The sequence below is a fragment of the Streptomyces sp. LUP30 genome (genome assembly GCF_001746365.1).
GTDB lineage: Bacteria > Actinomycetota > Actinomycetes > Streptomycetales > Streptomycetaceae > Streptomyces.
Genome location: NZ_MJAJ01000059.1, coordinates 42,274 through 55,126 on the forward strand (window position 1 = coordinate 42,274; position 12,853 = coordinate 55,126).

Consider the following 12,853-nt stretch of genomic DNA (forward strand, 5'->3'; position numbering starts at 1 on the left):
GATGCGACCTTCAGTCACTTATACGAATCGAACGGGTGGTTGGTTTCCTTACTCTCCGTGATCATCGGGGAGTTGGGCGCCGAGCAGGGCGCGGAGCAGGGGAGATCAGGTCGAGCCGGGGTGAAAACGTCTTCCGGAGCGGTCAGTCGGGGAGCTGCTCGGGGTTGTTCTCGGGTGCGCGGCGCAGAGTGCGCAGGGCCAGCAGGAGGACGCCGATGTCGTCGAGGTACACGGGGTCCGGCAGGATGTCGGTCGGCAGCACGAAGTACAGGACCGCCCCCCAGAAGACCCAGCGCGGGCCGGTGGGCAGTCCTGCTCGTCGCAGGCCGCGGCGGGCGCGGACCAGGCGCACCAGCACCGTGGCGGCCACGGCGAACAGGGCGGCGGCCGCCACCGCCGCGACGACGACGAGCGTGGTTGGCGCATCCACGGGCCCTCCCGATGGTCCGTCGCGCGGCGTCTGCTCTCTTTGTCCTGCTCTGTCCGGACCCTGGCGCGTGGTCCCTGTCTGTCGATTTCCCCGCTTTCGGTTTCCGGATTCCCGCTTCCCGCGGGATTACCGCATCGGACGCGTCTCACACGGGTGGCGCGTCCGAGTGGCGGAGTGCGCCGGCGGCCCTGGTAATGGGGAGGGTCAAGTCGCGTGTCGCAGCTCGGGGGCGTAGGGGGCGACCGCACCCTTCAGAGAGAGCTCAGCATGATCACCCGCTCTTCACGGTCCTTTCCGGACCGTCCCGTCCCCCCTCCCACGGGTGCGACGAGTACGACCGTACCCCTCCCCCCGGTGACGCCACCGGCACCCGTGCCCGATCCCGAGGCGGCCGCCACCCTGCCCGCCGAGGCCGCTCCCGCCTACCCCGATCCCGTCGACGGCCTGATCCGCGAGGCCGCGGCCAACCGGTCGCCGGAGGACGTCGCCCGGCTCGTCGTCCTCCTCGAACAGACCGAGGAGGGAAGGGAGGCGGCGGCCGACGTGCTGCGCACCGTCGGCGCCGGCCGGCCCCTGGAGGACGTCTCCCGACTGGTCGCGGTGCTGTCCGGGCCGCCGCACGACGCGGAGCACGCCGACCACATGATCCGCGCCGCGGCCGAGAGCCGGTCCGTGGAGGAGGTCGCGCGGCTGATGGCCCTGCTGTACCGGCCGCCGCTGGAACCGCACTGCGGCGACGAGGCGGTCCGGGCGGCGGCCACCCACCGCCCGGTCGAGGAAGTGGCGGAGCTCGTCGAGCGGCTCGCGCGGCAGCGGGCCGTGCAGGCGGCCCCGCCGGCATCCGCACCGCAGAGCGCCGGTCCGCCGTCCGCGTCCCCTGCCGGCCTCGAACTCCAGTCGGCGCGGGCGCCCTTGACGCCGCCCGCCCGTGCGGCGACGCCGATCCCTGCCGCGGCACGGTCGGCGGGCCGCTCCGACCCGGTCCTGCCCTGGACGGCATGGGCCGCCGCGCTGACGCTGACCCTCTGCGGCGTCGCGCACGTCCTCGTGCGCCGGGAGGGCCTCCCGACGGCGGTTCTCGCGGTGGCCCTGGCCTCGTCCGGGCTGTGTCTGCTGTCGGCCCTGCTGCTGGTCCGTCGGCCCACCCTGCGGCTGCTCGCGGCGGCGGCGCCGGTGCCGGCCGCCCTGGCGGGCGCCCAACTGCTCGCCCCGCGCATCGGGGTGGCGGAGCTGTCCCGGGCCACGGAGGCGGCCCTCGCCCCGCCGTGGCTCGCCGCCCCGACGGCCGCGGCGGCCGTGCTGACACTGCTCGTCGCGCTGTTCGTCGGCCTCGCACGGCTGATGGGCGACCGCCGCCCCGCCCCCGGGACCTCACCCGGGCAGACGGCTGCGGCGTCGAGCGCGTCAGGCTGAGCGGGGAACCCGGCCCGGCCCGGGCCCCATCACACCGGGTTCCGGTGCGGGGTGCGGGCAGGGTCCGGGCCAGGGGGCTGACGTCGTGGCCGTCGTGGCCACGACCGAGGTGCCCGGTGCCACGGACCGAACCGTCGTCTCACCTCGCGCGTGCGACCGGTCGAAGCCGGGCGGAACGGGCTTCGACCGGTCGCACCCAGGGCCGTCAGCCGGGACCGGGGCGGCCGGTCTCCAGCAGACCCGTCAGGACCCGGTCGGGGGTCAGCGGCAGTTCGCGGAAGCGGACGCCCGTGGCATGGTGCACGGCGTTGCCGACGGCCGCCGCCGTGCCCACGATGCCGATCTCACCGATCCCCTTGCCGCCCACGGGATTGAGGTGAGGGTCGTCCTCGTCGATCCAGTGCGCCTCGATGTCGGGCACGTCCGCGTGCGCGGGCACGTGGTAGCCGGCGAGGTCTGCCTCGGGGAAGTCGCCGAACGCGGCGTCCATGGTGCTGCCCTCGGTCAGCGCCATGCCCAGGCCCATGATCATGGCGCCGACGAACTGGGAGCGTGCGGTGCGCGGGTTGAGGATGCGCCCCGCCGCGTACACCGCGAGCATCCGGCGCACCCGCACCTCGCCTGTCACCGTGTCCACGCCGACCTCGGCGAAGTGCGCGCCGAACGCGTGCCGAGCGAAGGCGCTCCCGGCGTCGGCCGTCCCCTCGGTGTCGGCGAGCTCCCGGAGCCCCTGTTCGGGCAACGGGCCCTGGTGCGCGGCGAGTCGGGCGGCGAGCCGTCCGCAGGCCTCGTGGACGGCCCAGCCCCAGGAGGCGGTACCCGAGGAGCCGCCCGCCAGCGGAGCCGCGGGCAGATCGCTGCTGCCCACCCGGATCCGCACCCGTTCCAGGGGCACGTCCAGGGCGTCCGCCGCGACCTGAGCCAGCACCGTGCGGGCGCCGGTGCCGATGTCGGCCGCGTTCACCTCGACGAGGAAGGATCCGTCCGGCAGCGCCTGTGCCGCCGCGGTGGACGGATACACCTGCACGGGGTAGGTGGCGGCGGCCATGCCCGTCCCGAGCAGCCACGGCCCGTCGGCCCGGGCACCCGGCCGGGGATCGCGGCCCTCCCAGCCGAACCTGCGGGCGCCCTCACGCAGGCACTCGACGAGATGGCGGCTGCTGAACGGTTTGCCGCTGTCGGGTTCGACGTCCGGCTCGTTGCGGATCCGCACCTCGACGGGGTCCATGCCCAGCGCGTCGGCCAGTTCGTCCATCGCCGACTCCAGGGCGTACATGCCGGGCGCCTCGCCGGGGGCGCGCATCCACGACGGCGAGGGGACGTCGAGCCGGACCACACGGTGCACGGTGTGCCGGTGCGGCGCGGCGTACATGACCCTGGCGGGGACGGCCGCGTACTCGACGAACTCCTTGATCCGTGACGTGTGCGTGGTCACGTCGTGCGTGAGGGACGTCAGCCGGCCGTCGTGGTCCGCGCCCAGCCGCAGCCGGTGCAGGGTGGGCGCCCGGTGGCCGACGGACGTGGGCATCATCCGGCGGGGCAGCACGACGGTGACCGGGCGGCCTGTGTGCCAGGAGGCCATCACGGCGAGCACCACGTCCGGCCGGGGCGTGCCCTTGGAGCCGAAGCCGCCGCCGACGTGCTCGGCGGCGACCGTGATCCGCTCCTCCGGCAGCCCGAACATCTGGGCGAGCGTGGTGCGGACGGCCGTGGTGCCCTGGCTGGAGGTGTGAACCCTCAGCCGCTCGCCGTCCCAGTGCGCGGTGCTCGCGTGCGGCTCCATCGGGTGGTTGTGCAGGGGCGGCACCCGGTATCCGACGTCGACCCGGACGTCCGCCGCGGCGAAGGCCCCCTCGGCGTCGCCCTGCCGGCGCTCGCCCGGATACGTGCCGTTGAGCTCCTCGGGGACGTACGCCTGCGGATGCCCGGCGCTGAGCGTGACGTCGTGGCTCTCCTCCGCGTAGCCGACGCGCACCGCGCCCGCCCCGGCGCGTGCCGCCTCCGGGCTGTCGGCGACCACCAGGGCGACGAACCAGCCCCGGTGCGGCACCTCGGTGTCCTGCAGGACGGCGAGGGTGGGGTCGTCCGGCGCGGTGAGGCGGGGCGCGTCGTCGGGGGTGAGGACGGCGACGACGCCGGGCAGCGCCAGCGCCGCCGAGGCGTCGACCCCGGTCACCCGGCCACGCGCCACCGTTGCCGGTACGGGGCGGGCGAACAGCCGCCCGGCCAGGGGATGTTCGGCGGCGTAGCGGGCGGCGCCGGTGACCTTCTCCGGGCCCTCGCGCCGCTCGGCAGGCGTGCCCACGGCGGTCATGAGTCCTCCTGGTCGGGCACGAGCCGCGACAGGACGTCGACGGCGAGGTTGCGGGCCAGCGGAACTTTGTAGGCGTTGTCGCGCAGCGGGCGGGCCGCGGCCAGCTCCAGGTCGGCGGCCCGTTCGAACGCGGCCCGGGTGGGAGCCGCGCCCAGCAGCGCCTCCTCGGCCAGCCTCGCCCGCCAGGGCCGGTGTGCCAGCGCCCCGAAGGCGATCCCGACGTGCGCGACGACGCCGTCGGCGACCTCCAGCACCGCGGCGACCGAGGCCAGCGCGAAGGCGTACGAGGCCCGGTCGCGGGCCTTGCGGTACGCGGACGGCGCCCCGGCCGAGGAGGCGGGCAGGAGGACGGCGGTGACCAGTTCGCCGGGCTCGACGACGGTGTCCCGCTCCGGGTGCGCGCCGGGCAGCCGGTGGAAGTCCGTCGCCGCCACCCGGCGCACCCCCGCGGTGCCGTACAGCTCGACCTCGGCGTCCAGCGCGGCCAGGGCCACGGCCATGTCCGACGGATGGGTGGCGATGCACTGGTCGGAGTGTCCGAGCACCGCGTGGTCGCGGTGGACGCCGTCGCGGGCGCCGCAGCCGCTGCCGGGCCGCCGTTTGTTGCACGGCTTGGATACGTCCTGGAAGTACGGGCAGCGGGTGCGCTGCAACAGGTTGCCGCCGGTGGTGGCGGCGTTGCGCAACTGGCCCGACGCACCCGCCAGTACGGCCTGCGACACGGCCGGCCAGCCGTCGCGGACGCGCGGGTGGGCCGCCAGGTCGCTGTTGCGCACCAGTGCCCCGATCCGCAGTGAGCCGTCCGGCAGCTCCGTCACCCGGTCCAGCGGGAGCCGGGTGACGTCGACGAGCGCGGTGGGGCGTTCCACGCCGAGCTTCATCAGGTCGACGAGGTTGGTGCCGCCGCCCAGATAACGTGCGCCCGGGTGCGCGGCGAAGGCCTCGGCGGCCTCCGCGAGGCTGCCGGCCCGTACGTAGGCGAAGGATTCCACCGGATCACGTCCTCGGGTTGTGGCCGGTTCCGTTCACGTCCTCGACCGCGTCGACGATGCGGGGATACGCGCCGCACCGGCACAGGTTGCCGCTGAGCCGCTCGCGGATCTCGTCGCGGTCCAGGGTGACCGGCCGCCCGGAGGGCGCCGACGGGTCCGTGACGTGCGAGGGGTGGCCCGCCTCCGCCTCGGCGAGCACGCCGACCGCCGAGCAGATCTGTCCGGGCGTGCAGTAACCGCACTGGAAGGCGTCGCGCTCCAGGAAGGCCCGCTGCAGCGGATGCGGGCCCTCGCCGTCACCGGGGAGGCCCTCGACGGTCGTCACGTCACAGCCGTCCAGGGCGACGGCGAGCAGCAGACAGCTGTTGACGCGTCGACCGTCGACGAGGACCGTGCAGGCCCCGCACTGTCCGTGGTCGCAGCCCTTCTTCGCCCCGGTGAGGTCCAGGTCCTCCCGCAGCAGGTCCAGCAGGACGCGTCGATGGTCGACGGAGAGGGTGTGCGGCTTGCCGTTGACGCGCAGCGTCGTGTCGGAACGGTGGGGCGATGACCGGGGGCCGTGCTCGGTGCCCATGTCCAGGTCCCTTCCAGGGCGGTGCGTGTGCCGTGGGGACCGCGTATCCACAGCGGAGCGCTTGACACGTGCGAACGCGGGGCGATCCGCCCGGGACACCCGCGTGCTCCTACCCCGTGCCCGCCCCGGAGCCGCCGCCCTCGCCGTCAGGGCGGGCTCCGCCCGGCTCCGACGGCTCCATGGGAGCGGCGCCGGACACCGTGGACGCCGGGCGCAGGCCCTTGGTCGACTCCTTGAAGCGTTCCAGGGTGCGGCCCAGCTGCTGGAAGGGCGAGCCGCCGCGCCGGGCGGGCGCCGGCTGCGGCTCCGCGACCTCGGGGGCCGCCTCCCGGTACGCGGCCAGCGCCTCATGGGCGTGCTCGGCCGCCTCCCGGTACAGGTCCCGGGACTGCGTCATCGCCTCCAGGGCCTCCTTGTACATCGCCACGAGCCCGCGTTCCCGGGCGAGCTCCTCCTCCAGGGTCAGCAGCTGCCACTCCTCGCGCAGCGCCGTGAGGGCCGCGTCGGCGCCCTCCGGCAGCGGCCGGGGCAGCGCGGCGAAGCGCTGGACGGCGTCCAGCAGCTCGGCGGGGTGCGTGCCGTCCAGGAACACGGTGCGTACCGAGAAGTCGGCGGCGTCGTAGTCGGCCGGGGCGGGCGAGCCGGGCAGCACCAGGGCGCCGCCGCGCGGCACCTCCACCCCGGACTCCTTGAGGGCCCAGTTCAGGGTGCGCAGCTGGTGCGGGGCCGCCCGGTGCTCGACGACCCGGTGCTGCAGCCCGGGCGGAAGCAGGGGGATCAGCGAGCGCCGGCCTCGTTCGTCGGGCGTCATGGCCTCGTGGACGACGACATGCACCGTCCAGGTGTCCCGCAGGGCGTTGCGCAGCGTGCGCCGCAGGTCCTTGTCGTCCGCGGGCAGGGGATTGACGTCGAGATAGCGCTCGCCGGTGACGGTCTCGTGCCCCCACAGGGCGTCCGGCTCCCACGGCCAGAACATGGCGGCGGGCGACGGCCAGCGCAGGTCCCACGGGCGTTCCGCCTCCGCCGTCAGCGTCCATTCCTGCCCCCGGCCCGACCATTCGGCGAGGGTGAGCCGGGCGCGGACGGTCACGTCCTCGTCCACCGGCCACCGGGCTTCGAAGGCCAGCTCGCCCTCGGGGGTGCCGACGTCGGTCAGCTCCTTGAAGTCCTGAAGCGTGCCGGCGTCCTTGCGCGCCTGGAGGTTCTTGCGCAGGACGTCGGGGGCGGTCGGGCCGGTGTGACGGCCACGGGACTGCCACACCGTGGACGGAGTCGTGGGCGGAACGGTCGCGGAGATGTGCGTGACTCCTTCATGAGGGCGAGCGACGACATGGCGGCGAGGTGCGAAGGCCAGTATCGCTCGCCGCGGGGCGTGCGCGATCAAGCAGGCGGGGGTCGGCGGCGCGGGCGCCCGCGCCGCCCCTGTCGCGGGTGCGCCTTCCCCGGCGCGAGACGCGTCACGCGTACGGATCCCGGCGATCGCGTGCCCGGGTGTGCGGCGTGCGCACGGGGTGTGCGCCCCGCACCTCGGCCGATGGCCCCGCACCCATGGGCCCGCCGGGCCCGGGGACCGCAGAATCGGATCCTGTGGACAGGGCCCGCCCACCATCCGCGTAGGGGCGAGCCCTGTCCGCGCGCCCCCCGGCGGATCGCGCGCGGGCGCGCACGGGGTCACGCGCGGGCGCGCACCACAACGAGCGGCCCGCCGCCGAGGCCGCACGTCCGCCGGAGCAGGAGACCGCCCTCGCGAGTCGGCCCGTTCGACGACCCCCCTTCCGAGGCCTCCCCGCGGAGGGCCGCACTGTCGCCGGAGCGACGAGTGGGGCATGCCAGGGGAAAATGCCGAAGCCATCGCTTTCGACGGCCGACTTCCGTAGCCTCAGAGGCATCTGAACCACCCTGCGCCGCACCGCACTTGATCCGCTCCAGTTGACAACGCGCCGAAGGGAAACCGGTCATGGCCGTCGAGGCCGAGGTTCTGAACGAACTGCACCGGCTGCGCACCCGCGTGCCGCAGCTGACGGGGACATTGGCGGCGAGCACCGACGGTCTCGTCCTCGCCCAGGACTTGCCCGACGTGCAGCCGGAGGGGCTGGCCGCGCTCACCGCCGCGGCTCTCGGCGTCGGGCGCCGCATGGTCGACCTCTCGTCCAGCGGCGAGTTCTGCGAACTGCTGGTGCGCGGGGCAGGGGGTTATCTGGCGACCTACGCGGCCGGTCCGTCCGCCGTCCTGACACTTCTCGCCGGCGACCGCGTCAACGTCGGACGTCTGCATCTGGAGGGGCGGCGCAGTGGCGCGCGCATCGGCGCGCTCATGGCGACCCGGGTCACCGGCGAGCGGCCCCCGGTCGGCGGCGGCGAGTCCCCTGCGCGCCCGTCCGGGGGCTGGATGCCCGGTGTGCTGCCGGTCCGTATCCCGCCGCAGTCCCGCCACCGACCCTGAACGAACCCCGCCACGGCCCGGGAACGGCTCCGGCGGGAAGCGGGCGGCCGGGTCACACCCCCGGCGGCCGGGTCACACCCCGCCGTTCCCTGTCTCCCTGCGCCCGCGCCGGGCGCCGAGCCCACGCCGACGGCCAACGGCCCGCTCCGGTCCCGCGCCCGAGGCGGGCGCGCTGAACCCGCCGGGGACCAGACGCGGCGGTCCCACGTCCGGTGCCGGCCCGGACGCCGCCGGACGGCCGACGGCCTCCCGGCCCGCACCCGTCCCCTCGTACGCACCGGCCCCGCCCGCACCCTGGCCCGGCCCTCTGCCCGCACGGGCGTCCGCCCCGGTCCCGGAGGCGCGGGCCGCCGGCGGTACCGCCCGGCTCAGCACCCGCGCGTGCGGGAGCAACGAGGCGCAGGCGGAGCAGACTTCGGTGAGGGTCCATACCTGGGCGACCGCCGGGTCGTGCCGCAGAACGAGGACGACCGTGCCCGCGCAGGCGACCCTGACGCCCTCGTGCAGGGCGCACTGCTGACGGCGGCACCAGCAGGCGGCGTCGTGGTGCACCGCCGCCGCTCTGGCGTGCGCGGCCGCATGGGCCTCCGCGAAGCGGCGCAGGGCCGCGAGGTCCCGGGAGCGCGGCGGCATCGAGCACGGCGACGAGCAGGTGACCGACGCCGTGCGGTCCCGGTGCCCGACCACGCGGATGGTCCAGCAGCGGCCCGGGCGTCGGGACGACGGGGCGGCGTCAGGGTGCATGAGAGCCAAAGCGCACGTCCTTCGTGGGGAGGGCGGGGGGGCGAGAAGAGAGGGGAGTGAGAGGAGACAGAGGAGTCAGAGGTGAGGCGAGTGCGGTCCCGGGAAGGTCCCGGAGCGGTCCGGTACGGCTCGCCGGAAGTGACCTCGCTCACAGCATGCCCGTCGCTCCGCCGACCATTCGCGCGATGCCCCCCGGACGGGCGCACGGTGTGTCGGCCGCTGCCCCTAAGCTCCCCCCATGAGCACAGGGGAACCCCACAGACGGGTCGTCGACGGCCGCTTCGAGCTGGTCGAGCGGCTCGGCGGCGGAGGAATGGGTCTGGTGTGGCGCGCGCACGATCTCGCGCTGCACCGGGACGTGGCGGTGAAGGAGGTCCGGCCGCCCGACCCGGACCTGGCCGAGTACGACCCCGAGGGCGCGCGCACGCTGCGCGAGCGCGTCCTGCGGGAGGCCCGCGCGCTGGCGCGCGTCCACCACCCCAACGTCGTCACCATCCACCACATCGTCGACGGCGGTGAGCGCACGTATCCATGGATCGTCATGGAACTGGTCGAGGGGGGCTCCCTCCAGGACCGGCTGCAACGTGGCCCGATGCCCCCGGCCGAGGCCGCGCGCCTGGGGCGCGAGGTGCTGGCCGCACTGCGCGCCGCGCACGCCGTCGGGATCGAGCACCGGGACGTGAAGCCCGCCAACGTTCTGCTGCGCCCCGACGGGCGGCCGGTGCTCACCGACTTCGGCATCGCCGCCGTCCGCGAGTCCGCCCAGCTCACCGCGACCGGCGCCGTCATCGGCTCGCCCGACTTCATGGCGCCGGAACGGGTCGGCGGCAAGGAGGGCGGGCCCGCCGCCGACCTCTGGTCGCTGGCGATGATGCTCTACGTCGCCGTGGAGGGCAGCCATCCGCTGCGCAGGGCGAGCACGCTCGCCACCCTGGCCGCCGTGCTCGGCGAGGACGTGCCCGCGCCCCGCCGGGCGGGGCCGCTGACCGCCGTCCTCGGCGCGCTGCTCGTCCGGGATCCGCGGGCCCGGCCCGAGGCGTCGGAGGTCGACCGGATGCTCGCGGCCGCGGCCGGCCAGGCGCCGCCCGAGCCCTCGCCGCCCGCCCCGCCGACCTCCTATCCCCTCGCCCCGCCCGCGTTCGGCGATGCCACGCCCGCCGTGCCGCCCACCGGTCCCGCGCTTCGAGCGCCCCGGCCGCGCGTCACCGTGCTGGCCGGGGCCTTCGCCGCCGCCGCCCTCTCGGGCGTCCTGATGTGGGCGCTGCTCCCGCACCTCCTCACGGACGCGGGCGACGACAGCGGCGCCTCGCCCCTGCCGGACATCGCCGTGTCGTCGAGCGCCTCGACGGCGCCGGGCGTCCGGCAGACGGCCCGGGCCGCTTCCGGCGGGGCCTCCGCGGGCAAGGTCGACCTGCTCGCCGGGGACGGCGTCGAACGCACCGTCGCGAAGCTCACCGCGGCCATGGGCGGGTCGAAGGTCACCAGCCTCGCCGTGTACGAGGAGTACGCCATCGCCGAGGCCCCGGTCGACGGCCGTCCCAAGCTCTACGACCGCTACACGTACCGGGGCGGGGACGTCGCGGTGAAGGACGGCCCGGGCGGCACCGTCATGACCGGCACGCTCCCCGTCGACCTGCGCCTCTACGACTGGGACGCGGTGTCCGCGCTGCTCGCCCGGGCCGGCCGCACCCTCGGCGTCCCGCAGCCGACGAGCCGTTACCTGCTGATCAACCCGGCCTCGAGGGTCTTCGGCACCGAACCCACGATGAGCGTCTACCTGTCCGACGACTACGGCAGCGCGTACCTGAAGGCGGATGTGCACGGCCGGGTGATCGCGACGTATCCGCGCGACGACGGCTGACCGGTCCGGACGACGACGCCGGGTCCGCTCCCGTCGCCCGCCTGACGGCCGGGGCGGGGGAGCGGCGGCGAGGGCTCCGGGGGACGAGCAGCAGCGGATCCGGCGTCGGCTTCCGGCGCCGACCCCCAGAGTGTGCGTCCCGCGGAGCCGAACGGCGGGGTCCCGCGGAGCCGTCACCGGTCCGGGGCGAACTGCCTCGCGTTTCGGCGTGCATGATATATCGGCTTCCGATATATTCAGTCGCATGGGATCGAAGAGCATGACCCAGCCTGCCTTCTTCGTGCTGACAGCCCTCGCCGACCAGCCCAGACACGGCTACGGCATCCTCCGCGAGATAGAGGAACTCTCCGACGGCGAGGTGCAGTTGAGAGTCGGCACGCTGTACGGCGTGCTCGACCGGCTCACCGCGGACGGGCTCATCGCCCTGGACCGCGAGGAGGTGCAGCAGGGCAGGCTCAGGCGCTACTACCGCGTCACGGACGAGGGGGTCCGGGCGCTCACCGCCGAGGCCGACCGCATGGCGGCCGGCGCAGGCGCCGCCCGGCGCCGCATCGCCGAGGGGCGCCACGCCCCCGGCGCCGTCACCCCGCCCGCCCCCGGGCCCGGACTCGCCGGAGGTCTGGCATGACCGGTACGACGACCGCCGCGACGACGCTGCTCGAAGCGCGCTACCGCACCGTCCTGCGCCTGTTGCCCGCGTACTACCGCAGGGAACGCGAGGAGGAGATGGTCGAGGTCTACCTCTGGGACGTCGACCGCGACACCCAGGACCAGAGCCGGCCCACGCTCGGCGAGACCGCGAGCATCGCCGCCCTCGCCGTACGCACCCGGCTGGGCGCCGCCGGCGCCGCGCCGCGCGGCTACGCCCTGCTCGGCTCGGCCGTCCGCCAGTTCGCGCTGGTCGCAGTGCTGCTGCAGGCGGCCGCCGCGGTCGTCGACCGGGTGCTGGAGCTGACCTGGGCCGCCACCGGCGGATCCGCCCAGTGGCACATGTTCCTCTCCGGGTTCACCACCGGGGGCAACGTCCGCGGGATCGCCGCCGCGGCGATCTGGCTGCTGCCCCTGCTGTGGACCGTCTCCTGGTTCGCGCTTCTGCACGGCCGTCGCCGCCTCGCGCAGACCGCTGCCCTCCTGGCCGCGCTGCCCAGCCTGTGGCCGTTTCTCGCGCCCCTGGTGACGGACGCCTTCCCGCCGGCCACGCCGTACGCCCCCGTGTCCCTGGCCGTCGCCTGGCTCTCGGCCCTGGCGCTGTGCGCCGCCCACCACCGCGACGCTCCCGCTCCCGCGCTGCCCGTGCTGCCGCCGGGACTGGCCTACCTGGGATGCTGCGTGGTCATGGGCGCCTCGATCGTGCTGGCGCCGATGGCCGCCGACCCGGTCTGGGCGCCGGCGACCGGTTTCCTGCTGGTCGCGTCCGGGCGCCTGGTGTGGCGGGCCCGGCACGGATCCGGGGGCGCGGACGTCACCCTGGCGCTCGCCGTCCTGGGGCTGCTGGTCCTCGCGCTGCGGCTGGCCGCGCTGTACCCGTGGACGGTCCTCCCGATGCCCACCGACACCCTGGTCGCCTTCGCCCTCCAGGGCACGGCCGCGCTGCTCGTGACCACGGCCCTGGCCGTCGTCGGCGGCCGTGACCTCGCCGTCCGCTGACGGACCCGACCGACCGACGCAGACACGGCGAAGAGGGGCTCGGCGGCCGTCCGCCGAGCCCCTCTTCGTGGTTACGCGCCGCTCTCGCGGAGCATGTCCTCGCGCTCGACGATCTTCACGCGCTCGCGGCCCTGGGGCTCGCCCAGTGCCTTTTCGGCGGCGTCCAGCCGGTACCAGCCCTCCCAGGTGGTGTAGCGGACGTCGCGTTCGGCGAGGAAGGCGTCCACGGCCTCGGGTTCCGGCGAGAGGGGCGTGTGCAGGCGGCCGTCCGCGTGGTCGGCCAGCAGGTTCGCCACCGTCTCGTTGGCGTCGCCCTTGGTGTGGCCGATCAGGCCGATCGGACCGCGCCGGATCCAGCCCGTGACGTACGTGGACTGCAGGTGCTCGCCGGACTCCTGGATGACGCGGCCGCCCTCGTCCGGGACCGTGCCGGAG

The 12,853-nt window shown here is 75.3% G+C and carries 11 protein-coding genes and 1 pseudogene; 5 read left to right on the top strand and 7 right to left on the bottom strand.

Features of this window, described 5'->3' with window-relative positions; all coding sequences use genetic code 11:
• Positions 1 to 142 precede the first annotated feature (142 nt).
• A complete protein-coding gene (locus BG482_RS34320; RefSeq protein WP_069773120.1) occupies positions 143 to 430 on the bottom strand; it encodes a DUF1232 domain-containing protein in 288 nt (95 codons plus the stop codon).
• Positions 431 to 784: 354 nt separating this feature from the next.
• Between BG482_RS34320 and BG482_RS34325 the strand changes: the two genes are divergently transcribed.
• Positions 785 to 1,843, top strand: a complete 1,059-nt coding sequence (locus BG482_RS34325; RefSeq protein WP_141746689.1) for a hypothetical protein — start codon at positions 785 to 787, stop codon at positions 1,841 to 1,843.
• Between the two features lie 205 nt (positions 1,844 to 2,048).
• Here the strand turns inward: BG482_RS34325 and BG482_RS34330 are convergent, their stop codons facing one another.
• The 4 genes from BG482_RS34330 to BG482_RS34345 all read right to left on the bottom strand — a co-directional run bounded on the left by BG482_RS34330 (position 2,049) and on the right by BG482_RS34345 (position 6,984).
• Positions 2,049 to 4,157, bottom strand: coding sequence for a xanthine dehydrogenase family protein molybdopterin-binding subunit (locus tag BG482_RS34330; protein ID WP_069773121.1), 2,109 nt, complete (start codon positions 4,155 to 4,157; stop codon positions 2,049 to 2,051).
• Positions 4,154 to 5,149, bottom strand: coding sequence for a xanthine dehydrogenase family protein subunit M (locus BG482_RS34335; RefSeq protein ID WP_069773122.1), 996 nt, complete (start codon positions 5,147 to 5,149; stop codon positions 4,154 to 4,156). Before BG482_RS34335 ends, BG482_RS34330 begins: the two co-directional genes overlap by 4 nt.
• A 4-nt stretch (positions 5,150 to 5,153) precedes the next feature.
• A complete protein-coding gene (locus tag BG482_RS34340; protein WP_069773123.1) occupies positions 5,154 to 5,723 on the bottom strand; it encodes a (2Fe-2S)-binding protein in 570 nt (189 codons plus the stop codon).
• Between the two features lie 109 nt (positions 5,724 to 5,832).
• Complete coding sequence (locus BG482_RS34345; protein ID WP_256096570.1) at positions 5,833 to 6,984, bottom strand: hypothetical protein; 1,152 nt, start codon at positions 6,982 to 6,984, stop codon at positions 5,833 to 5,835.
• 696 nt (positions 6,985 to 7,680) lie between these two features.
• Here BG482_RS34345 and BG482_RS34350 point away from each other — a divergent pair.
• Complete coding sequence (locus tag BG482_RS34350) at positions 7,681 to 8,166, top strand: roadblock/LC7 domain-containing protein (RefSeq protein ID WP_069773124.1); 486 nt, start codon at positions 7,681 to 7,683, stop codon at positions 8,164 to 8,166.
• Positions 8,167 to 8,238: 72 nt separating this feature from the next.
• Here the strand turns inward: BG482_RS34350 and BG482_RS43030 are convergent, their stop codons facing one another.
• Entirely contained in the window at positions 8,239 to 8,910 is a 672-nt protein-coding gene (locus BG482_RS43030) for a hypothetical protein (protein ID WP_107450850.1), read from the bottom strand.
• Positions 8,911 to 9,148: 238 nt separating this feature from the next.
• On the opposite strand from BG482_RS43030, the gene BG482_RS34360 reads away from it, so the two are divergent.
• The 3 genes from BG482_RS34360 (at position 9,149) to BG482_RS34370 (ending at position 12,418) form a co-directional block, all read left to right on the top strand.
• Positions 9,149 to 10,771, top strand: a complete 1,623-nt coding sequence (locus BG482_RS34360) for a serine/threonine-protein kinase (RefSeq protein ID WP_069773125.1) — start codon at positions 9,149 to 9,151, stop codon at positions 10,769 to 10,771.
• Positions 10,772 to 11,030: 259 nt separating this feature from the next.
• The gene (locus tag BG482_RS34365; RefSeq protein WP_069773132.1) at positions 11,031 to 11,399 is read left to right on the top strand and encodes a PadR family transcriptional regulator; all 369 of its coding nucleotides are present in this window, start codon (positions 11,031 to 11,033) and stop codon (positions 11,397 to 11,399) included.
• Positions 11,396 to 12,418: a hypothetical protein gene (locus BG482_RS34370; protein ID WP_069773126.1), complete on the top strand. Its 1,023-nt coding sequence runs from the start codon at positions 11,396 to 11,398 to the stop codon at positions 12,416 to 12,418. The genes BG482_RS34365 and BG482_RS34370 overlap by 4 nt, the downstream gene beginning before the upstream one ends.
• 71 nt (positions 12,419 to 12,489) lie before the next feature.
• On the opposite strand, the pseudogene BG482_RS34375 reads toward BG482_RS34370, so the two are convergent.
• A pseudogene (locus tag BG482_RS34375) lies at positions 12,490 to 12,853 on the bottom strand (pyridine nucleotide-disulfide oxidoreductase); the annotation flags it as partial.